This is a genomic window from Salinimonas marina (assembly GCF_015644725.1).
In the GTDB taxonomy this organism is placed as follows: domain Bacteria; phylum Pseudomonadota; class Gammaproteobacteria; order Enterobacterales; family Alteromonadaceae; genus Alteromonas.
Genome location: NZ_CP064795.1, coordinates 2,925,322 through 2,948,521 on the forward strand (window position 1 = coordinate 2,925,322; position 23,200 = coordinate 2,948,521).

The following is a 23,200-nucleotide window of genomic DNA, read 5'->3' on the forward strand; positions in this document are numbered from 1 at the left end:
AAAATGGCCAAAACACTGTACGACAAAATCTACGATGCCCATATTATTGAGGTACCTGGTGATGATGATCTGTTATATATCGATAGGCATCTTATTCATGAGGTCACCTCCCCCCAGGCCTTTGCCGGCCTGAATGAAAAAAACCGCAAGGTACGCCGTCCCGATCGCACCATTGCCACCATGGATCATAGTATTTCCACCCGCTCCCTGGCTCTGGATGCCTGTGGTCCGCAAAATGCCCTGCAATTACAAACCCTGGCGAACAACTGCGCTGAGCATGGCATTGAACTGTTTGCGGTGGGCCATCAAAAACAAGGCATTGTGCATGTAATGGGGCCGGAGCTGGGCCTGATTCAGCCTGGCATGACGGTGGTATGTGGCGACTCACATACCGCCACCCATGGCGCATTTGGCGCCCTGGCCTTTGGCATCGGCACCTCCCAGGTTGAACATGTGCTGGCCACCCAGACCCTTAAACAAAGTAAAGCCAAAAGCATGCTGATCCAGGTGGACGGCCAGCTGGCCGCCGGTACCACCGCCAAAGACATCATCCTGGCCATCATCGGACGCATTGGTCATGCCGGTGCCACCGGCTATGTGATTGAATATGCAGGCGAAGCCATCCGCGCCCTGTCCATGGAAGAGCGGATGACCATCTGTAATATGAGTATTGAAGCCGGGGCCAAAGCAGGCTTAATCGCTCCGGATGACACGACCTTTGCCTATTTGCAGGGCCGGGAACATAGCCCTGCCGATGACCACTGGCAAGCGGCCAAAACCTACTGGCAATCACTGTATAGCGATACGGATGCCCAATTTGATAAAGTCGTGACCTTGCAGGCTGCCGATATTGCCCCTCAGGTGACCTGGGGCACCAACCCCGGCCAGGTTATCGGGGTCAACACTCCAATTCCGGCTCCGGGTGATTTTGAAGATGCCAGCGAACGGGAAAGTGCCGCCAAAGCCCTGGCGTATATGGGGTTAGAACCAGGCACCAAACTGGCAGACATCACCGTTAATCAGGTCTTTATTGGCTCATGTACCAATGGTCGGATTGAAGATTTACGCTCCGCGGCTAAAATCGCGCGCCAGGGTAAAGTCGCCGCTACAGTTACGGCGATTGTGGTCCCCGGTTCCGCGGCAGTGAAACGTCAGGCAGAAGCCGAAGGCTTAGATCAGATATTTTTAGACGCCGGGTTTGAATGGCGTTTACCCGGCTGTTCCATGTGCCTGGGGATGAACGACGATATTTTGCAAAAGCACGATCGCTGCGCCTCCACCAGTAACCGCAACTTTGAAGGTCGTCAGGGCCGTGGCGCCCGTACCCATTTGGTAAGCCCGGCGATGGCCGCCGCCGCCGCCCTGCGTGGTCGATTTGCCGATGTCAGAGATTTTCAGGAGTAACCTATGACCACCAATACCGGAATCAGCACCCATGCCGGCCGCGCCGCGCCCCTGGATCAGGCCAATGTCGATACCGACCAGATAATTCCCAAGCAATTTCTGACCGGCGTGACCCGGGCCGGGTATGGCAAGCATTTATTTCACGATTGGCGCTATCTGGATTTGCACGAGCAAGAGCCAAATCCCGAGTTTGTGTTAAACCTGTCACAGTATCAGGGCGCCAGCATTTTATTGTGTCGCGAAAACTTTGGTTGCGGCTCAAGCCGTGAACATGCGCCCTGGGCCCTGGCCGATTATGGCTTCAACGTTATTGTTGCCACCAGCTTCGCTGACATTTTTTATGGCAACTGCATTAACAATCAGTTGTTGCCTGTCAGCCTGGCCCCGGCACAAATGGACATCCTGTTTGCGCAGGTCAGCGCCGCGCCTGAGACCTTGATTACTATCGACCTACCCACTCAGTCGGTGATCGCAGGCACCAACACATTTTACTTTCAGATTGATGCCCAGCATAAACAGAATTTGTTAAAAGGGCTGGATGCCATCGGGCAAACGCTGGAGCATGCAGCGCAAATTGAAAAATATGAAGATAGCGAACCTGTTTGGCGATAAATCTATTATAATTACGGGTATATAGAAAATACCGGCCAAGGTAGCGGTATTGTTTGGAACAGGTTACCGTAGAACCGCGGCTAATACGTAATCATCTAAATGATAGCCAGTTGTGCCGGAAGCAAATTTGTTCGTATTCAAAAAGGATGTCTCATGCTCAAAAACATTTCCATCGATGAGCTGGTACCGGGAATGTATGTTAGTCAGGTGGTTGAGCAAACCGGTACCATGCGGGTCCGCTCAGGCGGACTGGTCAAATCGCAGGGCATTATTGAGCAATTGCGTAATAAAGGCATAGTCCGGGTTGAAGTAGATTATGCCCGCAGCCGTCTGGCGGGCGCTCGTAAGCCCGCTTCAAAACCCGCCTCCAGTGCCGGTCTGACTAAAGCCAATACGCTTTATACTGAAGCGGTATCTATTCAAAAAGGTTTAATTGAACAGCTCAAAGCCCGTTCCGCCAATGATGTAACCGGTACGGATCAGCTGGCGCAGCATATTATTGACGGGGTATTTGAAAATCAGGATGCGTTAGCCTGTCTGACTATGATCAAAAATACCAATGAATACATGCTGGAACACTCTATAAATTGCAGCATCCTGATGGCCATTTTTGCCAGCCACCAGGGCTTTGATCGCGCCACCATTAATACCCTGTGTACCGGAGCGTTACTGATGGATGTGGGCATGTCGATGATCCCTGAACATATTCGCGATCACCACGGCGCGCTATCGGCAGAGCAGTGGCAAGTCATTCAGTCACATGTACCAAAAGGTCTGGCGCTGATCAGTCACTTTGCGCAAATAGAGGAGCCCGTTACAGCAATTATCGGCCAACATCATGAGCGGGTTGATGGCAGCGGTTACCCTCAACAGTTAAAGGGCGAAGAAATTTCCATATTTGGGCGCATGGCCGCTGTGGTCGACTCGTACGATGCCATGGTTTCGAATCGGGCCCATCAGCCAGCGGTGCCTCCGGCCCTTGCCATGAAACGGCTTGCCGCCAATCAGGGGCTTGATCAGAACCTGGTGCGACAGTTCATCCGTTGTCTTGGGGTCCACCCGGTGGGCTCATTAGTGAAACTAAAAAGCGGCCGACTGGCGATGGTGGTGCAATCCAATTCAGACGAAATGCATAAGCCCGTGGTGATGACGTTTTATAGTATCCGCAACAACAATTACAGCGAAGTAAAACGGGTGGATTTGGCGAAAGCCAATGATCGCATTGAAGCTGCGGTCCGGCCGGACGATTTTGGCATCAACCTGCCAAAATTTTTCCGCGATGTATTTATTCACCAGATGCCGGACTAACGCTACCAGTCGGTCAGAGCGGCCATACTAAACTGCTCGCCCTGAAAGCCCAGAATCACCCGCTGGCCTTCAATTTTGACCACCTGTACCTCATCATTAATCCAATCGCCTTCTCCCCGTTGTTTGCCATTAACCCGAACCCAGCGATCCGCAGGATTGCTGGCGTACATATGGGCCGAAAACTTCATGGCAGGCAAGCGGGTCAGAAGCCGCGCCGGCAATTCGTCCACCCGCATAATATCGTCAGAAACATTGACCGGTACTTCAGGCCCGCGCTCTGCCTTCGGGGTTTCATCCAAATCATCGATGGCCTGATTAAATTTATCCAGTAATGCCTGCGAAACCTTGGCCTGACTGCTTTGGTCTGGTTCATTAAGTACCTTGCCGGCATAGTCATCCTGGGAGGCTGCCGGTGCTGGCTCAGGCTGACTGTCTTCGTCTGAGTGCTGGCGGGCAACTGCTGGTGCCTCTGTGGAGGCGGCAACTGGCTCCTCGGTCTGTACTGCGCTCGCCGATTCCTGCGGGTCCAAACCTTGGGCAGACTCGTCTGGCTGAGCTTCGCGGTTGCTGCCCTCATTCTTAATGTTTGCACTGACAGACGAAGTAGTAGCATCATCCACTGGGTTGGAAGGTGTTTGCGACGAGGGATTAGTGGTGTTTTGTACCAGCGTACTGCTGGAAAAAAGCGCAGGCCACCAACCTGAAGCACTGCCCCCGGCAAAGCCTAAACCTATACCCAGGATAGCGATGGCTACAAACTGGCCAGCCTGAATCAGGGTATGGCGCCAGGGGGATGGCAGCCCCTGAATGGTAGGCAAAAACAGACTTCGGTTAAATTGTTCCGAGACCTGAGCATCCTGGGCGCCCCGGGTATCATGATCACCGCGTAATAATTGCTGGGTCTGGGTACGGCCCACCACCGGCGTTTCTACCTCCACGGTTTGGGCCGGGTCAATTTCAACCTCCTGCACACCCATTTCCGCCAGGCCCTGAACCATGCTATGACTGGTCACCAGCCCGGATTTTCTGATTCTCACCGGACCGTTTTGTCGGGTGACCTGCACAATCACCATGCCGGGCGTCAGCTGTTCAATAGTTAATCGCTGAACACGGTTTTCAGACATACACACTCCCCATACAAAGCCCACAGCCAGCGCGATGGCAAAGGTCATACTCAGCCATACCTGGTGGCGTCCCTGTTGGCGCTGAGCCACTACATCATCCCCCAGTATTTGGCGGGCGGCAGCAACAAACAGATGCTTTTTTACCACCGGTTGTTGCGACGTATATGCCAGGGTCAGGGCGCGGTCGCATAACAGGTTAATCACCCGGGGGATGCCGCCGGTGATCCGATGCACCGTTCGCACCGTCGCGCCACTAAACAGGCTGATATCGCCATCAGCCACCCGCAGACGATGGTCAATGTAGGAGCTGACTTCGGAGGCGCTTAGGGGCAACAAATGATAACGGGCAGTAATTCGCTGAGCCAGCTGACGCAATTCATTGCGTTTTAGCAGGTGTTGTAATTCGGGCTGACCAATCAACACCACTTTCAGGAGTTTCTGACGGTTTGTTTCTAAATTAGTTAACAGCCGCAATTGTTCCAGCACTTCCGGCATCAGGTGTTGAGCCTCGTCAATCAGCAGTACCGTATTAAAACCGGCCTGATGATTATCGGCCAGCTTGGTCAGGATATGATCGGTGAAGTATTTCAGGCTAGCCTGTCCGGCATCGTAATTAATACCCAGCTCATCACACACGGTAGCCAGCAGCTCCAGCGCAGAAAGTGTTGGATTTAATATCATGGCGACCTGAGTATTATCAGGCAGTTGTTGTAACAGCTTACGCGAAACCGTGGTTTTGCCGGTCCCCACTTCACCGGTTAGCATCACAAACCCGCCGCTTTCACGCAGCCCAAAGGTTAAGTGCGCCAGCGCCTCTTTGTGCCGGGGGCTCATGTACAAATAGTCGGGGTTTGGAGCAATCGAAAACGGGTTATCATTCAGCCCGAAATAATTCAGATACATGCAACAGCTTCAAATGTGTGGGAATACGCCAATAAAACTACCCAGTGCCCGGGCATATGTCAAAACATCCACGCGCTGACAGTGCATTTTTTTGTGTATCAGGCATAATTTACAACCATCTTCTGCGTTCGGGAACACACAGCAATCTATGAAAACCTATCTGGTCGGCGGCGCGGTACGTGACGAGCTGCTTAATCGTCCTGTTACCGAAAAAGACTGGGTGGTCACCGGGGCCACCGAACAAATGATGCTGGAACGGGGGTTTACCCGGGTAGGTAAAGATTTTCCGGTGTTTTTACATCCTCAGACCAAAGATGAACATGCGCTGGCACGGCTGGAACGAAAAACAGGCAAAGGTTATACCGGTTTTGTGTGTGAAGCCGGGCCTGAGGTGACGCTGGAAGAAGACCTACAGCGACGTGATTTGACCATCAATGCTATGGCCAAAGACAGCAATGGTCAGATTATCGACCCCTACCAAGGTCAGCAGGATTTGGCGGATCGCACTTTGCGTCATGTATCGGCAGCCTTTAGTGAAGATCCTCTGCGCATTTTTCGGGTGGCCCGTTTTGCTGCTCGTTATCATCTGGTGGGGTTTACCGTAGCGCCTGAAACTGAGCAGCTTATGCAACAAATGGCGGCTACCGGTATGCTTAGCGAGCTGACCGCGGAGCGGGTCTGGCAGGAGACCCGTCGGGCCGTAATGGAAGATCAGGGCTCGGTTTTTTTTGGTGTGCTCAACAGTGCCCACAGTCTCAACGACTGGTTTCCTGAGCTGACCCCGTTTACCCCCGAGCGGGTCAAACCACTCAAACTCGCCTGTAAAGATAACGCTGAACTGCCAACACGAATGGCCTGTTTAACCGGCTTGATGAGCCCGGATGAGGCCAGTGCGCTGGTAAAACGGCTTAAATGCCCAAACCCGGTAAGCGAACTGGCCGAATTAGCCGCCCACTATTGCCCGGCACTGCTATCAAGCCCCGACCCGCGGCAATTACTGGATATTTTCAACCGATGTGATGCCTGGCGCCGCCCTGACCGCTTTAACTTGTTACATCAGGTCACCGGTTATATTGGCAAGGCCCAGCTTATAAACTGGCCCGCCGCCATCATCTTACAGGCACATCAACACGCCAGCGCCGTGGATGTGCAGCAAATTATTGCTGCCGGTCATAAAGGCGCACAAATAAAAATGGCGTTGGAAAATGCCCGGTTGCAGGTCATAGAAAAAATACTCAGCAATTAAGCAACGAATCCTGCTTCACGCTGCCTTGTACAGTGTTACAATATCGTTTTTGTATTGAGTATTAGCACAACTATGACATTTCAGGAACTTGATCTTGACGATACCCTTTGCCATGCCGTGGCGGACATGGGCTTCGACAAGCCTACCTCTATTCAGTCTATGGTGATCCCACAGGCCATGGACGGTCAGGACATTCTGGCAAGTGCGCCCACCGGTACGGGCAAAACCGCAGCCTTCCTGTTGCCTGCATGTCAGTTTTTGCTTGATTACCCGCGTAAAGAGCCAGGCTCGACCCGCATATTGATTCTTACACCCACCCGTGAGCTGGCGATTCAGGTCTTTGAGCAGGCCAAGGCGATTACCGCCCATACCAATTTAGTTTGTGGGGTTATCACCGGCGGCATCAATTATGGCACCGATCGCGAAACACTGAACCAGAATCTGGATATTCTGGTGGCCACGCCGGGACGCCTGCACGAACATATTCGTCTGGAGTCTGCCGATTGCCGGAATATCGAATGCCTGATTCTGGACGAAGCTGACCGCATGCTGGATATGGGCTTTGCGACCATCGTGAATCAGATAGCCGCTGAAGCGCGCTGGCGTAAACAGAATATGTTGTTTTCGGCGACCCTGGAAGGCAAGGGCGTAAAAACCTTCGCCACCGAAATTTTGAACGACCCGGCGGTGATAGAAGCCTCGCCCTCGCGCAAAGAAAAAGCCAAGATTTTACAATGGTTCCATCATGCCGATACGTTAAAACACAAACAAGAATTGCTGGTCCACATTCTTAAACATGACATCACCAATGCGGTGGTGTTTGTAAAAACCCGTGAGCGACTGCAATCCCTTAAAGATTATTTGGCCAGCCAGGATATTATGACGTGCTGGCTTCAGGGTGAAATGCCCCAGGACAAACGTAACGCTGCCCTGGCTCGCTTTAAATCGGGTGAGGTGCCGGTGCTGCTGGCGACCGATGTTGCGGCCCGTGGTCTGGATGTGCCCAATGTGTCGCATGTCATCAATTACGATATGCCGCGTAAAGCCGACACCTATGTTCACCGTATTGGCCGTACCGGCCGCGCAGGCGCCAAAGGGATTGCCATTTCGCTGGTCGAAGCGCACGATTTAGGGGTTGTCGGGCGCATCAGCCGTTATACCGAAGAACCCTTAAAGGCCCGGGTTATCGATGGATTGCGTCCGCAAAACAAAACCCCTAAAGTGGCGCCGAAAAAGAAAAAAGTGAAAAAAGACGCGGTGAAAAAGTCTGGCGCCAAAAAAGCGGGTAAAAAGAAGACCACCAAAAAGAAATCGTAACAAGGATATTTTATGGCCTTTCCTGACAAAATTGTGCTTGCTACCGGCAACAGTGGCAAGCTGAAAGAGTTTTCTAACCTGTTCAGCGAGCAACAGGTCAATATTGTGGGTCAAACCGATTTGGGGGTCACAGAAGTCCCGGAAACCGGCACCACCTTTGTAGAAAATGCCATTATCAAAGCCCGACACGCGGCCCGCCAAACCGGATTACCTGCCATCGCCGATGACTCGGGGATTGTCGTGAACGCCTTAGGCGGAGCGCCGGGGATCCATTCGGCACGCTTTGCCGGCGATGAGGCCAATGACACCCAAAATATTGAACTGTTGTTAAGCCGCATGAATGGTGAGGCCGACCGCCGCGCGCATTTTATGTGCACCCTGGTTTATCTGCGCCATGCCGATGATCCTGTGCCGCTTATCAGTCAGGGTCACTGGCATGGCCTTATCACCAGCCAGGTGAGTGGCCATGGCGGCTTTGGTTATGACCCGGTGTTTTATGTGCCTGCTCAGGAATGTACTGCTGCCGAGCTGGACAGCAAAACCAAAAACAGCCTGAGCCACCGTGGTCAGGCTATGGCATTTTTACTGCAGCAAATGAGACAGGCTTTTGCGTAATCCTCCCTTAAGCCTGTACATCCATATCCCGTGGTGTGTACAAAAATGTCCGTATTGCGACTTTAACTCCCACGGGCTTAAGGATGCTTTACCTGAAAGCGAGTATGTCGCTCATTTGCTTAATGATTTGGCGGATGATGCAACTCGGATTGGCCAGCGCGAGGTCACCACCATTTTTATCGGCGGCGGCACCCCCAGCTTATTCAGCGAACATGCCATCGGACAATTGCTGACCGGAGTGAAAGAGCGGGTGAATCTGGCCGCCGATGCCGAAATCACCCTAGAGGCCAATCCGGGTACACTAGAGTCTGATCGATTCAAAGGCTATGTGGAGGCGGGTATCAACCGTATTTCGGTGGGGATCCAAAGCTTTAAGCCCGAGCATTTGTCGGTGTTGGGGCGTATCCATGATACCGCCCAGGCCAAGCAGGCGATTCACCAGGCCCATCATGCCGGCCTCAATAGTTTTAACCTGGACCTGATGCATGGTTTGCCCGACCAGAGTGTTGCCGATGCCATGAGCGATTTGGACGAAGCGATTTTTGCTGATCCGGCGCATCTGTCCTGGTATCAGCTTACCATCGAACCAAATACCCCGTTTTATTCACGGCCACCGGAGCTGCCCGGCGACGATATTTTGTGGGACATCCAGCAGGCTGGTCACGCTCGCCTGCGGGCTGCCGGGTATGCGCAGTATGAAATTTCCGGCTACTGTAAACCCGGCAATGAATGCCAGCACAATCTTAATTACTGGCGATTTGGTGATTATCTGGGCATTGGCTGTGGCGCGCACGGTAAAATTACTGACCCGGTCCATGGTCATATTACCCGTACGGTAAAAGTGAAACACCCTCGGGGCTATATGGAGTTATCCAGGCCCTACCTGGACAGTGAGCAAAGGGTGGCAGCTGAAGATCTAGCCTTTGAGTTCTTTATGAATCGCTTTCGGCTTGTGGAGCCCTGCCCTAAAGAGGATTTTTCTGCTTTCACCGGGGCCAGTCTTACTGTCGAACAGCAACAAAGTCTGGAACAGGCCCAACACAAGGGTCTGTTAGAAATCAGTGCAACCCACTGGCAGGTCACTGACAAGGGTCGTCGTTATCTGAACAGTCTGTTGTCGGCGTTTGTTTAATTATTTGAAGTGATCACGTTGAAAGGCTCCAGCGCTTCCACTGAGCGGCGTAGCTTTTCTTCAGTTTTATCCAGCTGTTTGAGTTTGTCACAAAACCAGTGCGCCTTGTTTTTCAGCGATAGTGCCTTGGGGCCTACATCATGCTCCAGTTGCTCTCCCACCGCTTCCAGCTGACGGGTTAATTCAGCCAGCTTGTCACTGTCGACATCACTATTGGTGGCATTAATGCCACTGATAGCCGAAAGAATGCCACCAATCGATGTGGAAATCGTGCCTTCCAGCTGTGCTTCTATTTCGGTATCAACAAATTCATCAACACTTTCCAGCGATCCCGGGCCGATAAAATAGTGATCACTGGCATGACGGAATTTTTCTTTAACCCGGCTTTTTACCCGGTTCATTGATTCCTGCAAGCGTTCGTAGCTGTCATGATCGCTGCCCACCAACCCCTGATAAACATGATCAATAGTATCCACCGCCAAGTCCACGCCTTCGGTGGCCAGAATAATCATCTTTGGCACCACATAATGCAAACCTTCGGCGTACTCCCTAAGCCACTCTTGCTGCTGAGGACTGAGCTGCTGCCAGCGCCCCTGTACAAACAGCTGATCTTGCTGATTAATTTGCACCAGGGTGCGGGATTTTTCCATTACCCGCACCTGTTCATCGTTAACCACCAGCCCATAGGCAAAATCGATATCACAGGTAAATTCAGCCGCCTGAGAACCGGAGCTTAATAGGAGGGCGAAGATTACCGCACTCAGAGATTTAGGTATTGTGGACATCATCATACTGCTTAGTTTGAACCGCAGCAGGATAAATAAAAAGGCAGAATGAGTCCAATCTGCCAATATTCAGGTTAAAGTTCGAACAACTAAGGTACCGTGTGGGCTATGGTTGCAAATAGGTTCTTACCAGACGCACATACACAAACCGGTCTTTTTGTTTCACCGAATGACTTGAATTAAAAAAGGCGACTACCCAGGCCCGCTGCGGGTCAGCCAGCGACGGGGTTGAAGTCCAGAAGTCATCCGCTGGGGTGGCCGGAAAAAAGGTTTCATTAATGGCCGGGCGCACACACAAACGATTGGTGACCGAAGCCAGCTCTTTCACATTGGGCAGACGCCAGCCGGCCAGAGTGTCATCATTGGCCTGATGCGCCAGTTCCAATGCTTGCTGCCAGGTATACTTTTTAGCCTGACCGGTGCAGGTCGTCCCGTCCCACTCCTGCCCCTGGGCACAGCGCTGCCATACCAGCTGGGTGGTGGTATGTAATACCTGGGCATCCTCCAGCTCGTTGAAATTTTCATCCGGCGTCGTTGCCTCGCCGGTCGTCAGACAATACTGGGCCAGCGTCCACGGACTCAGGATCAGCAAAAAACTCATCAGTAAGGCTTTCATTGTGCTCTCCCGGCCCGCACCAGCCGTATGTGGGCCACGCTGCCTTTATCCAGAAAGTTGTCCACGCCCGAACCAAAATCGATGGCCCAGGCATTTTGCGCCGCGTCGCTGACCACGCCGTCCGCGCCAGGTTGTGAGGTCCAGTACCATAACGGGGCATCAGCAATATCCCCGGTATTGGGAAAATAATCGGTATCTAGCATCGCGGTATTGGTCTGGCCAAAATGGACCAGACTCATCAGCTCAAAATGATTCGGTAAACGCCAGTCGTAAAAGCCACATAATCCCTGAGCGCGCACCGCGGCTATATAGCTACGGCTATTGCATTCGGTAATAGCACAGCTGGCCTCAGGACTGCCTGACTCACCTTCATTGCCACCATTGTTTTCTCCCTGAAACCAGGTATAGGTATGCGTGCCATCGTACAACCCACCGTCATCTGTTTTCACTTCCCACACCAGCCCGGTGGTATTGTCGCGAACACAGCTAAACTCCGACTGGGCCGCATCCTGCTCATCACCATTGCTGTTGAGCTTGGTAAAATCAAATCCTGCGACCCCGCGTCCGGCTTTTTCGAGCCACCCCTGGGCAGCCACAATGTCGGCGCCGCGCTGTCCGTCCTGGCCGGGGAAGGCATTTTGTTGGGTTTTTGACAACGTGGTAGCGGTTGCCTGGGTAGTCACACCGGTATCGTTGAGCCGGGTAACCGGCATGGGTCTGACCGTCACCTGGATATTATCCGAAACCCGATTACCATTAGCATCAGTGACATTAAGCGTAAATGAGAATGACTGCGCGCTGGTGACGTTTGGCGCAATAGCATAGGTCGATAATGCGTCAGGCTGTAGTATGGAAAGTTGCTGATTGTTGGATGCTTCCCATTGGTAATGCAAAGGCAGCGCGGAAGAGACACTGGAGCTGGCGGTCCCCTTTAAGATAATGGGCTCACCACTGAAGACGCCCTGCCCCGGGCCAGCGTCCACCACCGGCTGAGTATCCGTGTCGGGCTGAATAAGCATAACAATGGTTTGGGTGCTGCTGCTTCCTTCATCATCTTCCACCGTTAACCGAAACCGTAAGGATTGCTCGGTACTGGCCACCGGTGTGGTAAACGAAATGGTCGGGCCATCTAACGCCAACGCGCTGGTCACATCCACGCCCTCCAGCTGCTCCCATAACCAGCTTGAGATAGGGCTGGCCGGTGTATTGGTATCAGCATCAGTACTACCGCTGCCATCAAGGGTAATATCAATACCGGCAGCGTAGCGTCCGGCCTCATCGTTTGCTGGCGGGGCAGTGATGGCGACCTGGGGCGGCTCGTTCACCGGCAAAACGGTGATCACCAGCGAATCGGAGACGGCTTTACCCTGGGTATTGGTCACCGTTACTGTCACCGTATAGGTTTGTTGGCTACTGAGCTCAGGAAGCGTCACCGAGGCTTCGGGTAAGCTGGCGTCGGGTTGCTCGATGGTCATCTCTGGCGTGCTTTGCCAGCGATAGGTCAGCGTGTCGCTGGTACCTGAAACCTGAGCCGATAAAAATACCACCGTTTGTTCATTTGCCTGGGCGTCGGCGCCCGCATTAACCGCAAACACCGGTGAAATATTATCGCTGTCTGAGCTGCTATCACCGCCTCCGCAGCCACTAAGAAAAATTAAAACCAGGGTGAGCAACACAGCGCGCAGCCGTATTACCGAAGAAGAAGAAAGAGAATTTTTCATATAAACGCCGCAACATCCTAAAGATCAACATCAGCTGGCAACCGTTATTATTTGCCAAAGCCAGACTCAGTTTATGCGCTGTTGTTGTTCCAACATCTCACTTTGTGTTACCTGCAGCGATTCCAGCTGTTTGTTACCTGCGGCAATATCGGTCACGTCATAAATCATCATGCTGATGTTTTCAACGATGCCGTTAGCAGAGGTCAGGGCCGACAATGTGATATTTTGATACATGTACTGCTCATTCCCTGTAATCGGCCGATAATTGGGAAACTTAAATAAATATGGGCGTTGTTCCCAGGTCATAAACGCCCGGGTTTTTAACTCAAAAACCGGACGGGCTTTTTTTTCGAACCAGGCCGAATTAATGTCCGGGAACAAGCTGAATAAGGACTTTTCGCGGACCTCGCTGGGTAATAGCCCGCTGTGACTTTCCATAAACGCATTCCAGATTTTGACTCTGAACTGGCGATCCAGCACCACAATACCCACATCCACGGTTTGGAGCATGTCCATCATCCAGTGAAATTCCTGCACCTCCTGTAAGGCGTCCGTCATTTAATAATCCTCCAGTAAATGAGCAAGCTTGCGGTTCATTGTGTCCATCGAGTCTTCAGTAAACAGCAAAATCAAATCACAGCGAACCTCATACCCCTCCAGTCCATAGCTTAACTCAATGGCCAGGGTACGCCGCCAGGTGGGCCGATTGGCCGAGATAATGTCAGTAATGGCTCGGTGTTGTCCCAACACCACGGGGTGTCCCTGACTAAATACCACATCCAGCTGCTCGGCCAAACCTGTCAAGCAGCTACCAATCAGGATACTGGCAGCATCCATCAGCAGCTCAAGTTGAATGCGATCATCGACCGGGCCTTTTACATCAAGAATTTTTGCTACATCGTCAAAGCTGGAGTCGCTTAATATACATAGTGCCTCGCCCCTGATGCCCGGACCAATGAAGCCCTGACAAACCGCGGAAACTTCTTCATGACGCTCAATATCAGAAAGCATCATATGTAGCTCTGAGGCTTCGATAAGATTTACATTAGGAATCGGCAGATGCACAAATACGTTCATGATGCGAGCCAGGTGATCCCCTGCCCGCCCCATGGCGATATTGGTGATCTCCTGATAGCAGTCGCGAATATAAGGGTCCAGCTCACCGTCGTCTGCACGGGTCGCATCGGCACCAGTCAGCACACCGTGTTTGGTCAAAGTCGCAGCCAAACTGACAGCATCCACCGGTTTGCGAATGAAATCGCATGCCCCCAGCGCGGTCACGCGTTCGCGCGCCTCAGGCTGAATATCACCAGAGATAACTACTGTTTTAACCGGCATCCCGGCAGTCTGAATCGCCCTTAAGGTGTCGTAACCGTCCATTACCGGCATATTCAGATCCAGTAATAACAGATCGCCTTTGCCTTCATTGAGCAATTGCATGGCTTCTTCACCATGTTTGGCAAAGTGTACCGACACCTGCCAGTCTTGTGGCAGGCTTTTGGCTACCTGCTTTCGCGCCACCATTGAATCGTCACATACTAAGACCGAAAACATTGTATTTGGCTACCACCCCGTTGCAACTGAGAATAAAAATTAAAGATAAACTTTTAGCAGGTATCGGCCAGATGTCCATACAACATAAGATCAATATTGCCTCTCACCCACAATTGTTTAAAACGCCAGACTGCGCAGAGCACATAACTGCCCAGGGCATCCGACAAACCAGCGCAAGGAACTGCCCAGGGCGGCCGACTGCCTAGAGCGAATAATTGCCTAGAGCGCGCGAATAACCACCGGTAACACCAGGGCGGTCATAATGCCGTTCACACACAAACCCAGACTGGCCATGGCAGCCTGTGCTTCGCCCAGACTTATCGCCCGTGCGGTGCCAATTGCGTGCGTAACACTACCCAAAGCAATGCCCTGGGCCTGAGGATGGGTAAGATGTAACAGCCTGAAGGTGAATGGCCCGGCAATGGCGCCCACTATTCCGGTGGTAATGACAAATACAGCGGCCAGCGCCGGAATGCCCCCGATCATACGACTGGTTTCCATGGCCAGTGGGGTAGTAATTGATTTAGCCAGCATCGTGAGCTGCAAAGCCAGCGGCGCATTGGTGAGGTATAAACATCCCCAGGCCAGCACTGGCGCGAGGGTTCCGGCCACTGCCACCGCCACCACCAGACGCCAGCCCAATTCCCGCACTTTTTGCCATTGTGCGTACATCGGCAAGGCCAGAGCGACGGTGGCAGGCCCCAGCAGCCAGTGAATTAAAGCAGTATATTGTTGATACTGCTTTAATTCTGTTTGTACAACGGCAATTAACATCAATACCGTCGCCGTGGTTAGCACCAGGGGATGCAACAGCGGGTGACCCCCTGCACGCCGGTTAAGCCATAACGCGGCGGTATAAGTTACTAAGGTGGCGCCCAGCCACCCCAATGCTGGCAGGGTAGCCGTATTTTCGGTCATCTGCATAAACTGGGTCGCCACCGTATTCAGGGCTTGTTCAAACGTCATGGTGAGGCCCCTTTTTTAAAGCAAAAATCCACTGGCTTATCCATGCGGATAACACCAGGGCAACCAGCGTCGATGCAACAATAGCCAGACTCAGGCCCAGCCAGTGATGCTGAATGTCCTCAACAAATAACACCACCGAGGTAACGGCGGGCACAAACAGCATGGTCATATGTGTCAGCAATGGTTTGGCGCCCAGATGAAGTGGCTGAGGCACCTGTTTTTTCAACAGCAGCAACAGCAAAAGCACCAGCAGACCGGCCAGCGCCCCGGGAAAGGGTAAGTTAAAAGTAAGCACAATCACTTCGCCAGCCAGATAACATAAGACCAGCATCAGCAAGCCCAGCGCTGAAAAAAACAAGGTACGCATGAAAAATAACGAAGATGGGTGATGATTAAGAGGGTACTTGAGGCAAACCGTGACTACCAGTGAGCCGGTAATTATTTATTTAATCTGCTGTTGCCAGTACGCCGCCAGAAAGCGGCGACTGATTTTGAGTCGGGTATGATCATCAAGTACCACCCAGCAGCCTGAGCTAGTTCTGAGTACCTGGCGCACCCAGGCGCGGTTTACCAATACCGAGCGATTTACCCGTTCAAACCGGTGCGGGCACAGCGTTTTGCAAAGCTGTGTCATGGTTATGCGCACAATATGGTTTTCCGTGTCAGTGTACACACACATATAATCACCCGCCGCCTCAACCCAGACAATGCGGCTGCAAGGCAAGCTGTACCAGGCCCCGTCGCTTCGAAAGGTAACAGTCTGGTCGGCTGAGTCTGGCATATGCTGCTCTACCCAGTCGGATACGTCTTCGGGCAACAGATGCATCTGATGGGTCAGCAAGCGGGTAAGTTGCCGGTACAACTGCCGTTCGGTCCGCCGTCGTATAAGCATTCGGATTCGCTCCAGAGACTTTTTAAGCTGTGGGATCTGCCAGGGATATTCTAAAAATCCATCGGCGCCAGCAGCAAATGCCTGCATCGCGAGGGCATTGGAGTCGCCAGTAACCACCCAGGGAACCGTAATATTGCGGGACTGCAGATAACCAAAATGCGCCTGGTCACATACAATAAATGGGTTCTCCGCCAGGCGGTCTTGGGTGTCCTGCGGCAACTGGGCGGCGCTAAGGTGGCTTACCTGCCCTACCAGCCCGGGATACTGTAAAATCTCAGTTGCCAGCCGGTTATAGGCGTCGTTGCGGGCGAACATCAAAAAGGCGGTTAAGCCAGCGTTTGCCGGTGCCACCATACCACCACCAGAGCGACCCGGGCGCGGGCTGTCAGACCCGCTTGGCTGGTCGCTAACATCCGGTGATGATGCAGCCATTATCGTGAAGCCGTTAAGGTTTGACGGATGCCCAGGCGACGGGTCAGCAACTGTCCGGTGGCGGCCGCTTTATGTTTAGCCGCGAATGTCAGCATATCATCGCCGTTACACACCAGGCCTTTTTGAAGCTGACGATAAGACAGCCCGCTGTGGCGCACTGCCATTTGTAAGCGGCCGATACGGTTATCACGAATAGCCGTACAGATTTTTATAAGATCGCCTTCCATATGTGCCGGATAAGCAGCATAGGCAGGAGCGGTTACTCCTAACGTGGCGCCAACCACAAGACCGGCAGTAATCAGGCTTTTGCAAAGTGTGATAGATTTAAGCATGGTGGTATCTCCGTGAGGAAGCTGACAAATGCGCCAGGTTCATAGATACAGTAGGCTTAAAATCATAAAAAGTGACGCGGCTTTCGTTCAGTCGCGGGTATTTGCGTTGTTGCGATAAAGCGCATATTAAGGCCGATAACTTAACTTTCTTAGCGGCTGTTTATCGTGTTAGCCACATACTTTGTTACACCCGTCACCAGCTACTTAGCCAGCAATCACAAAAAAGGCGGTCTGGTTGAGCAAAACCAAAAAAAGAAGGGGGGAAAAATGCAGGAGAAACCTGGCGGCCTCTCCATGACGAGCAAAAGGGTTAGAACGTGCTGTCCTGATGAATTTTGATAAAGCTGCCTGAGCCGGTTTTACTGTAATCGACTTTATATTCTTTACCATTTAGTGTTTGCACAAACACTAACGTCTTTTCATCACCAAACACTTCACCGGCGGTGAGATCCACCAGCTCCATATCCGCCATTTTGGCGTCACGCTTGTTTTCGGGGATATCGCCTTCGAACGCTTTCAGGCCACGAAATGTTACCAAAACCGGCGGATTATCATCGCCATTGAGTATAAGCAGGTCAAACTTTCGTACCTTATGAATAATGGTATTACGGCCACTGACCAGAAAGGGCTTGTCTGTCATTATTATCTCCGCACAAGCTGGCTAACAGGTTAAATAATAAAAGCAAAATATAGCAAATAAAAAATGGCGTTGCACATTATACCGGTTATTCAAGACCATACCTTAGTCCTGCTTTAAGTAAACCCGAGTGGGCGCATCCCAGCGGATCCACTCACGGCCGGTCAAATTGGCCAGGACTTTACGGCATTCGCTGCCTTCAGGGGTCGCCAGATTACAATCCCCCGCCGTGGTCAGGTTAGCTCTGAACAGAATTTGGCTCAGCCTGGCGGTCAGCCGTAAATCTTCCACATTCGCCCGCATTGGTAAATCCAGCGTTACCCGATTCGGTTTATCACAGCGCACGATAGGGGCGTGCTCGTCAGGAGAGTGACACATACCACTGGCCAGCATAAACGCCCACGATTTCCCGGTTTCGTCCTCGTCTGGGTCACTCAAGTTAATCCGCATAAACGAATGGCCGGCTTGTTTGGACTGAAACATGGACGCATGATTAAGAGGCGCCTGTGACTGCTTTCCCGTCTGATGATTATCATCAAACGGCACCCCGATGGTAAAGCTGATGGCCGAGGCACGATCAAGCAGCGCCTTGTTGGCGTTTAATTTGATAGTGGTATGGTTATTCTGGGTATCACAGGCATGATGAAACTGCATAAGCGCCAGTTTTTTGGATTGCATCGGACCAGGAATAAAGCTCAGCTTTTGCCAGCGTCCTTCGATACGCACCCTGGGCTCAGATAAATAAAACGCCAGATGTTCCACTCGCCAGCGGCGATTATTGACATCCAGCTCATACTGACAGGCATCGTTTTTTTCTAAATCTACAAATTGCAACGGAATATGACCGGCCGGCGGCGGATCTTCAAAAAAGCCACACCCTGCCAGCAATATCACCGGCAGCATCACACCCAAGCCTTGTTTAACCAACATCGTCCCTCTCCTGAGTCGTGTATCCGGGCACACTGTTATTGCAATAAAAGGGCACAAGTCTAGCGCTTTTAACTCAGGGTGCCTATGGCAGTTTAGACCGCAAACCTACCAGAATTATCCGCTTATCGCTCAAAATATGCAATTTATCGCGCCTGCGGTGGTGATAAAATCAGCGGTTAGAATCTGAGGGCATAAAAAGGCAACCTGGCGGGGGTGACAAGCCATTTAAAACTGCTTATACTTCGCGGCACTTGTCGTCAACTATGACTGACGACCACGTATCTAAAGGCCCCTTAGCTCAGTTGGTTAGAGCACACGACTCATAATCGTTAGGTCCCCAGTTCGAGTCTGGGAGGGGCCACCATCTATTCCAATCAAAGCCTGACATATTTCAACTGTCAGCGATAGTGTAAACCCCATCGCCTCTGTATTCCTGAGTCGGTACGCTTTTTCCTTGGTAGGTGTTACACCCTATTTTGCTTAGACAAACCGCCGTATTGCTTCGTCTTTGTGGATGGGACAAGTCAGAACGCAGACAAAGAATGCGCGCCAGGTAATTTCAGCGAGCCGGCTCAAAGTATCCTGAGCTCGCCCTGAACTTGTCTTAGAAGATCCCCTTTGCAACCCCGGGAATATACCTGGCGGATTGCATACCGCTGAAAATATCATCAGGATAAATATAACCTCAGAAATTTACCGGTCCAGGTTTTCAGCATTGCTCTGATCTTTGTTACCGCTTTAGCCGAGCCATAATACAACAGACCGCCAATCAGAATGGCGAGAATATCCCACCAGTCGAACGTGCGTTCAGGGATATAAATTTGCAAAATCTCATACAGACAAGCGCCAATTAGATAATACACAAAATCCGATTCGTCGTAGTTGCCCTGCCACATTGCCAGCAACGCCCCCCTATAAACACACTTAAAAAACTAGGTAGATTCTGCGCAAACCAATAAGCCGGGGCGGCTTCCTCCTGCCAGCAGAACAGGACATAAGCCACTACAGCAATCAAGAAATAAAATATTCTTTCCATGTTCTTAAAGCCTGCCCTGGGGCAGGCGCCTTTTGATCAGTTCAGTTTACGATACCAGTAACGTATGGAAGACTTGGTGGATGCCCAGCCATTGGAAAAATACCGGTCAATGCCGGCTTTGCCACCCATGGCTTCATAGGCATAGGCTCCAGCTATACCGTATACTATCGGCGCCACCCCCCGCTGACATTTTCCAAATCCTTGTTATCTAACTCTTTCATCATATTCTCCTTGTTAAGACAGGATTGTCCTGCCACTTAAAAAGTACAAAAACACTGCATTACGCGCTACTGTTCCGTAGCACGGTTTTGACAGAATCGTGAAAGAGGAAAAACTGGCATAAAGAAAAACGGATTTACCGGTTTGAAACCGACAAATCCGCCTTGAGGTAGGAGGTTACGCAGTCAGGGCTGAAGCCTGCGTAATGTTGTAGACAATAAAGGTCGCGATAACCGCGTTGCTTACCGCCACAATGATTCAGCCTATTACAATGGTTGGGTCACCTACAGTTCGCCGTTTGTGCCTGTTTCCTTTGCGCTTTTTGGCTTTTGAGTGCAAGTTATGCTATCTGATGAAGCTGTGCATACTGCCCTATTGAACGCTTCTGCCAGAATGAAAATTAAGCTTGCTGAATCGTCTTGTGTATCGGTGGTACGATGTTATCGCCAATGAATAGCGAATTGGCTATTTTGCGGCCACCAGTACCGCATTGATGGTTTCAGGTACTATTCGAGCCGTTTCCAGATCTTTGATTTCGACCCTTGGTTTTAACGGGTCACCGAAACGTTCCAGAATCCGCAGGGTATCGGCCGCGCCATAATAGCTGGCAAAATTTGCTACAGTCATATCATTGCACATTAACCCTTTACCCACCATACGATATGCAGGGCCGGCAATGTTTTTGCCCGGCACTATCTGTAATACCGCACGATGAAGATCCACACGGTCATTTTCAGCAGCATGCCGGCAGATAGAAATTAAATCTTTTTCCAATTCTTTAGGGTAGCTGTCGGCCATTGCGGTATTCAAACCCGCAGATAGCGCTAGAACTGTTAGGCCAAGAGGTAGAACTTTTAATTTATTCATGACATTTTCCTTCGGCGTGAGTCGGTGTGAGCGGGAACAGCGCTGGCAATACATTTGCACAGACTCGGTAAGCTTATACCCACTATTGATATCAGACCCTGATAAAACCGTGAAAGTTACATGAAAATATGCTGAAAAAAACATGATGTTTTTATTTCTATAGCATTCAGCCCTTTAGGCGGTACCGGAACTCTGTTCGGCGGTAACTGACCCCGACATTTTCATGCTGTGCTATTATTTTAAGTACATACTCCGTCCGAGCAGGCTTTTTTATGAAGCCCTCTTCGTTTTTAAACTACGATGGCAGTACCCATACCGTAAGCAATGCTCAGGGAGAGTCCAAAACATTATCACCACAGTGTGCGGCATTACTGGCGATGTTTCTGGAAGAGCCCCAGGGCATTGTCACCCGCGAACAAATACGCCAGACCATTTGGCAGCACAATAATGTGGTTAGCGAAGATTTGATAAATCACCTGATTTATCGATTAAAAAAAGAACTCAATTGCTTACCCAATACGCCCGCCTGGCATATTGAGGTAATTCCCAAAACCGGCTATCACCTGGTGGTTGAGTCGGCCACTTCCCCCGTTAAGACATCCTGGTGGCAAAATTGCTGGCAATGGCTAGAGCGATGGCGTCTGAAGCCTTGAGCTAACAACATTGCTTTGCAGCCTGGCAAGCCCTATAAATTCATTTTTATCATGAAGTTATAAGAACACCTGGGGCGTTTTATGGAACTAAACCTGGCACATCGCTCAAAATTCCCTCGACACAGCGGCCCTATTTCTTTATATTGCGCGCCCTCGGCTCTGGTACAGAGCCTGTTTTTCTTCTGATTTTACCCTCTGGATACCTGATTTGATTACCACTGCCAACATCACCATGCAATTTGGCTCTGAGCCATTATTTGAAAACATTTCTGCTAAATTTGGGCACGGCAACCGCTACGGCCTGATTGGCGCGAATGGCTCAGGCAAGTCGACCTTTATGAAAATTTTAAGCGGTGAGCTGACCCCGTCTGCCGGCAATGTTTCGTTTGCACCGGGGACCAAGCTGGGGATCCTGAGCCAGGATCAGTTCGCTTTTGAAGAGATGACTGTGGTCGACACCGTTATTATGGGCGATCGTGAACTGTGGGAAATCAAACAGGAACGTGATGCTATCTATAGCAACCCCGAGATGAGCGAAGAAGACGGCATGCGGGTGGCCGACCTGGAAACGCAATTTGCCGAGATGGATGGGTATACGGCAGAAGCTCGGGCCGGCGACATTCTTAATGCGGCCGGCATTGAAGAGTCGTACCACTTTGGCCTAATGAAGGAAGTTGCGCCGGGCCGCAAAGTGCGAGTATTGCTGGCGCAGGCCTTATTTGCTGAGCCTGATATTCTGCTGCTGGATGAGCCTACCAACAACCTGGATATTTACACTATTCACTGGCTGGCCGAAGAGCTGAACAAGCGTAAGTCTACCATGATTATCATCTCCCACGATCGTCACTTTTTAAACTCGGTATGTACCCACATGGCCGACATTGATTATGGTGAATTGCGGGTGTATCCGGGTAATTATGATGCCTTTAGCGAGGCGGCCGCGCTGGTGCAGGAACAATTGCATAGCGAGAATGCGAAAAAGTCTGCTGAAATCGAAGAGCTGCAAGGCTTCGTAGCGCGCTTTTCTGCCAACGCCTCAAAGGCAAAACAGGCCACCTCGCGGGCCCGCCGACTGGAGAAAATCGAGCTGGCCGACATCAAATCATCCAGCCGACGTAAGCCCTATATCCAGTTTAAGCAGCATAAAAAGCTGCATCGTCTGGCGATTACCTTAGAAGAACTGGGCCATGGCTATGCTGACTTACCGTTATTCAACAATGCTAATCTGTTGTTGGAAGCCGGTTCGCGCCTGGCCATTATTGGCGAGAACGGCGCCGGAAAAACCACCCTGTTAAAATGCCTGATCAATGAGCTGGACGCTAATGAAGGTATGGTGAAATGGGCAGAAAATGCCGCTGTGGGTTATATTCCTCAGGATAGCAGTGCTCACTTTAGCAGCGACATGACCTTATTTGAGTGGATGTCGCAATGGCGCGGCCCCAAACACGATGATTTACAGGTCAAAGCCATGCTGGGACGCCTGTTGTTTGGCTCAGATGACTTTAACAAGAAAGTGAAGGTGTGCTCTGGCGGTGAAAAAAACCGGTTACTGTTTGGTAAGCTGATGCTACAGGACATCAATGTGCTGGTGATGGATGAACCCACCAACCACCTTGATATGGAGTCTATTGAGGCGCTGAATAACGCGATGCTGAATTTTGACGGCACGGTCATTTTTGTCAGCCATGACCGCGAATTTGTCTCTTCTCTGGCGACGCAGATTATCGAAATCAAAGATCAGCAGATTCATAATTTTGAAGGCACCTACGAGGAGTTTCTGGACCACCGCGCAGCCTGATAAATTTGCGCCATGCTGTTGCCGGTATCAGGTAACAGCATGGCTGACTAAGCCACTGATGCTTGGGTTATCCCCTCAGCCCTCTCTCCCATGCTTTTGTT

General features: G+C 51.2%; 24 protein-coding genes, 1 tRNA gene and 1 pseudogene. 10 read left to right on the top strand and 16 right to left on the bottom strand.

The genetic code is table 11. From position 1 onward, the window contains the following. Positions 1-3 precede the first annotated feature (3 nt). The 3 genes from leuC to IT774_RS13080 all read left to right on the top strand — a co-directional run bounded on the left by leuC (position 4) and on the right by IT774_RS13080 (position 3,324). Positions 4-1,404 carry a 3-isopropylmalate dehydratase large subunit gene (leuC, locus tag IT774_RS13070; protein ID WP_195812300.1) on the top strand — a complete coding sequence of 467 codons (1,401 nt, stop codon included), beginning with the start codon at positions 4-6 and terminating at the stop codon, positions 1,402-1,404. A 3-nt stretch (positions 1,405-1,407) separates the two neighbouring features. Beyond that, entirely contained in the window at positions 1,408-2,016 is a 609-nt protein-coding gene (leuD, locus tag IT774_RS13075) for a 3-isopropylmalate dehydratase small subunit (protein ID WP_195810151.1), read from the top strand. Positions 2,017-2,169: 153 nt separating this feature from the next. Beyond that, positions 2,170-3,324 carry an HD-GYP domain-containing protein gene (locus tag IT774_RS13080; protein WP_195810152.1) on the top strand — a complete coding sequence of 385 codons (1,155 nt, stop codon included), beginning with the start codon at positions 2,170-2,172 and terminating at the stop codon, positions 3,322-3,324. A 2-nt stretch (positions 3,325-3,326) separates the two neighbouring features. Here the strand turns inward: IT774_RS13080 and IT774_RS13085 are convergent, their stop codons facing one another. Beyond that, the gene (locus IT774_RS13085) at positions 3,327-4,448 is read right to left on the bottom strand and encodes a general secretion pathway protein GspB (RefSeq protein ID WP_195812301.1); all 1,122 of its coding nucleotides are present in this window, start codon (positions 4,446-4,448) and stop codon (positions 3,327-3,329) included. Positions 4,449-4,454: 6 nt separating this feature from the next. Continuing rightward, positions 4,455-5,351 (bottom strand): annotated as a pseudogene (locus IT774_RS13090) (ExeA family protein); the annotation flags it as partial. A 148-nt stretch (positions 5,352-5,499) separates the two neighbouring features. On the opposite strand from IT774_RS13090, the gene IT774_RS13095 reads away from it, so the two are divergent. The 4 genes from IT774_RS13095 (at position 5,500) to hemW (ending at position 9,661) form a co-directional block, all read left to right on the top strand. After that, the gene (locus tag IT774_RS13095; RefSeq protein WP_195810153.1) at positions 5,500-6,597 is read left to right on the top strand and encodes a CCA tRNA nucleotidyltransferase; all 1,098 of its coding nucleotides are present in this window, start codon (positions 5,500-5,502) and stop codon (positions 6,595-6,597) included. Positions 6,598-6,669: 72 nt separating this feature from the next. Continuing rightward, the gene (gene srmB / locus IT774_RS13100; protein WP_195810154.1) at positions 6,670-7,914 is read left to right on the top strand and encodes an ATP-dependent RNA helicase SrmB; all 1,245 of its coding nucleotides are present in this window, start codon (positions 6,670-6,672) and stop codon (positions 7,912-7,914) included. Positions 7,915-7,926: 12 nt separating this feature from the next. Beyond that, positions 7,927-8,529 carry an RdgB/HAM1 family non-canonical purine NTP pyrophosphatase gene (gene rdgB, locus IT774_RS13105; RefSeq protein ID WP_195810155.1) on the top strand — a complete coding sequence of 201 codons (603 nt, stop codon included), beginning with the start codon at positions 7,927-7,929 and terminating at the stop codon, positions 8,527-8,529. Beyond that, on the top strand, positions 8,522-9,661 hold the full coding sequence (gene hemW / locus IT774_RS13110; RefSeq protein ID WP_195810156.1) for a radical SAM family heme chaperone HemW: 1,140 nt from the start codon (positions 8,522-8,524) through the stop codon (positions 9,659-9,661). Before rdgB ends, hemW begins: the two co-directional genes overlap by 8 nt. Here hemW and IT774_RS13115 read toward each other — a convergent pair. From IT774_RS13115 to IT774_RS13165, 11 genes are all read right to left on the bottom strand, one after another. Further along, positions 9,658-10,452, bottom strand: coding sequence for a DUF2884 family protein (locus tag IT774_RS13115; protein WP_195810157.1), 795 nt, complete (start codon positions 10,450-10,452; stop codon positions 9,658-9,660). The two genes, hemW and IT774_RS13115, sit on opposite strands and share 4 nt — an antisense overlap. Before the next feature lie 100 nt (positions 10,453-10,552). After that, a complete protein-coding gene (locus IT774_RS13120) occupies positions 10,553-11,062 on the bottom strand; it encodes an Lcl C-terminal domain-containing protein (protein WP_195810158.1) in 510 nt (169 codons plus the stop codon). After that, positions 11,059-12,783, bottom strand: coding sequence for an Lcl C-terminal domain-containing protein (locus IT774_RS13125; protein WP_195810159.1), 1,725 nt, complete (start codon positions 12,781-12,783; stop codon positions 11,059-11,061). The genes IT774_RS13120 and IT774_RS13125 overlap by 4 nt, the downstream gene beginning before the upstream one ends. A 66-nt stretch (positions 12,784-12,849) precedes the next feature. Then, positions 12,850-13,341, bottom strand: coding sequence for a PAS domain-containing protein (locus tag IT774_RS13130; protein WP_195810160.1), 492 nt, complete (start codon positions 13,339-13,341; stop codon positions 12,850-12,852). Further along, positions 13,342-14,337, bottom strand: a complete 996-nt coding sequence (locus IT774_RS13135) for a response regulator (RefSeq protein ID WP_195810161.1) — start codon at positions 14,335-14,337, stop codon at positions 13,342-13,344. 219 nt (positions 14,338-14,556) lie between these two features. Continuing rightward, a complete protein-coding gene (locus IT774_RS13140; protein WP_232364989.1) occupies positions 14,557-15,303 on the bottom strand; it encodes an LrgB family protein in 747 nt (248 codons plus the stop codon). Next, positions 15,293-15,670, bottom strand: a complete 378-nt coding sequence (locus tag IT774_RS13145) for a CidA/LrgA family protein (RefSeq protein WP_195810162.1) — start codon at positions 15,668-15,670, stop codon at positions 15,293-15,295. The genes IT774_RS13140 and IT774_RS13145 overlap by 11 nt, the downstream gene beginning before the upstream one ends. A 75-nt stretch (positions 15,671-15,745) precedes the next feature. Then, a complete protein-coding gene (locus IT774_RS13150; RefSeq protein WP_195810163.1) occupies positions 15,746-16,627 on the bottom strand; it encodes a response regulator transcription factor in 882 nt (293 codons plus the stop codon). Further along, positions 16,627-16,959, bottom strand: coding sequence for a DUF3718 domain-containing protein (locus IT774_RS13155; protein WP_195810164.1), 333 nt, complete (start codon positions 16,957-16,959; stop codon positions 16,627-16,629). The genes IT774_RS13150 and IT774_RS13155 overlap by 1 nt, the downstream gene beginning before the upstream one ends. A gap of 310 nt (positions 16,960-17,269) precedes the next feature. Then, on the bottom strand, positions 17,270-17,599 hold the full coding sequence (locus IT774_RS13160) for a hypothetical protein (protein ID WP_195810165.1): 330 nt from the start codon (positions 17,597-17,599) through the stop codon (positions 17,270-17,272). Positions 17,600-17,701: 102 nt separating this feature from the next. Continuing rightward, the gene (locus IT774_RS13165) at positions 17,702-18,526 is read right to left on the bottom strand and encodes an MbnP family protein (RefSeq protein WP_195810166.1); all 825 of its coding nucleotides are present in this window, start codon (positions 18,524-18,526) and stop codon (positions 17,702-17,704) included. Positions 18,527-18,813: 287 nt separating this feature from the next. On the opposite strand from IT774_RS13165, the gene IT774_RS13170 reads away from it, so the two are divergent. Beyond that, positions 18,814-18,890: transfer RNA gene (locus IT774_RS13170), tRNA-Ile, on the top strand. A gap of 304 nt (positions 18,891-19,194) precedes the next feature. Here IT774_RS13170 and IT774_RS13175 read toward each other — a convergent pair. The 3 genes from IT774_RS13175 to IT774_RS13185 all read right to left on the bottom strand — a co-directional run bounded on the left by IT774_RS13175 (position 19,195) and on the right by IT774_RS13185 (position 20,648). Beyond that, a complete protein-coding gene (locus IT774_RS13175) occupies positions 19,195-19,431 on the bottom strand; it encodes a VanZ family protein (RefSeq protein WP_195810167.1) in 237 nt (78 codons plus the stop codon). Between the two features lie 295 nt (positions 19,432-19,726). Beyond that, entirely contained in the window at positions 19,727-19,786 is a 60-nt protein-coding gene (locus IT774_RS18075; RefSeq protein WP_408641220.1) for a class IIb bacteriocin, lactobin A/cerein 7B family, read from the bottom strand. A gap of 460 nt (positions 19,787-20,246) precedes the next feature. Continuing rightward, complete coding sequence (locus IT774_RS13185; protein ID WP_195810169.1) at positions 20,247-20,648, bottom strand: DUF3718 domain-containing protein; 402 nt, start codon at positions 20,646-20,648, stop codon at positions 20,247-20,249. A 272-nt stretch (positions 20,649-20,920) separates the two neighbouring features. On the opposite strand from IT774_RS13185, the gene IT774_RS13190 reads away from it, so the two are divergent. Together IT774_RS13190 and IT774_RS13195 are read left to right on the top strand one after the other, a co-directional pair. Then, on the top strand, positions 20,921-21,301 hold the full coding sequence (locus tag IT774_RS13190) for a winged helix-turn-helix domain-containing protein (protein WP_195810170.1): 381 nt from the start codon (positions 20,921-20,923) through the stop codon (positions 21,299-21,301). 208 nt (positions 21,302-21,509) lie between these two features. Continuing rightward, positions 21,510-23,099, top strand: a complete 1,590-nt coding sequence (locus IT774_RS13195) for an ABC-F family ATPase (RefSeq protein ID WP_195810171.1) — start codon at positions 21,510-21,512, stop codon at positions 23,097-23,099. Positions 23,100-23,200: the final 101 nt, after the last annotated feature.

Bases quoted from the DNA above. Each gene is read 5' to 3' on its own strand.
- IT774_RS13115 (WP_195810157.1), bottom strand. From the start codon at position 10,452: ATGATGATGTCCACAATACCTAAATCTCTGAGTGCGGTAATCTTCGCC.
- IT774_RS13185 (WP_195810169.1), bottom strand. From the start codon at position 20,648: ATGAATAAATTAAAAGTTCTACCTCTTGGCCTAACAGTTCTAGCGCTA.
- IT774_RS13125 (WP_195810159.1), bottom strand. From the start codon at position 12,783: ATGAAAAATTCTCTTTCTTCTTCTTCGGTAATACGGCTGCGCGCTGTG.
- IT774_RS13130 (WP_195810160.1), bottom strand. From the start codon at position 13,341: ATGACGGACGCCTTACAGGAGGTGCAGGAATTTCACTGGATGATGGAC.
- IT774_RS13150 (WP_195810163.1), bottom strand. From the start codon at position 16,627: ATGGCTGCATCATCACCGGATGTTAGCGACCAGCCAAGCGGGTCTGAC.
- IT774_RS13095 (WP_195810153.1), top strand. From the start codon at position 5,500: ATGAAAACCTATCTGGTCGGCGGCGCGGTACGTGACGAGCTGCTTAAT.
- IT774_RS13145 (WP_195810162.1), bottom strand. From the start codon at position 15,670: ATGCGTACCTTGTTTTTTTCAGCGCTGGGCTTGCTGATGCTGGTCTTA.
- IT774_RS13155 (WP_195810164.1), bottom strand. From the start codon at position 16,959: ATGCTTAAATCTATCACACTTTGCAAAAGCCTGATTACTGCCGGTCTT.
- srmB (WP_195810154.1), top strand. From the start codon at position 6,670: ATGACATTTCAGGAACTTGATCTTGACGATACCCTTTGCCATGCCGTG.
- IT774_RS13140 (WP_232364989.1), bottom strand. From the start codon at position 15,303: ATGACGTTTGAACAAGCCCTGAATACGGTGGCGACCCAGTTTATGCAG.
- rdgB (WP_195810155.1), top strand. From the start codon at position 7,927: ATGGCCTTTCCTGACAAAATTGTGCTTGCTACCGGCAACAGTGGCAAG.
- IT774_RS13120 (WP_195810158.1), bottom strand. From the start codon at position 11,062: ATGAAAGCCTTACTGATGAGTTTTTTGCTGATCCTGAGTCCGTGGACG.
- IT774_RS13085 (WP_195812301.1), bottom strand. From the start codon at position 4,448: ATGTCTGAAAACCGTGTTCAGCGATTAACTATTGAACAGCTGACGCCC.
- IT774_RS13165 (WP_195810166.1), bottom strand. From the start codon at position 18,526: ATGTTGGTTAAACAAGGCTTGGGTGTGATGCTGCCGGTGATATTGCTG.
- IT774_RS13190 (WP_195810170.1), top strand. From the start codon at position 20,921: ATGAAGCCCTCTTCGTTTTTAAACTACGATGGCAGTACCCATACCGTA.
- IT774_RS13135 (WP_195810161.1), bottom strand. From the start codon at position 14,337: ATGTTTTCGGTCTTAGTATGTGACGATTCAATGGTGGCGCGAAAGCAG.
- IT774_RS13080 (WP_195810152.1), top strand. From the start codon at position 2,170: ATGCTCAAAAACATTTCCATCGATGAGCTGGTACCGGGAATGTATGTT.
- leuD (WP_195810151.1), top strand. From the start codon at position 1,408: ATGACCACCAATACCGGAATCAGCACCCATGCCGGCCGCGCCGCGCCC.
- leuC (WP_195812300.1), top strand. From the start codon at position 4: ATGGCCAAAACACTGTACGACAAAATCTACGATGCCCATATTATTGAG.
- IT774_RS13160 (WP_195810165.1), bottom strand. From the start codon at position 17,599: ATGACAGACAAGCCCTTTCTGGTCAGTGGCCGTAATACCATTATTCAT.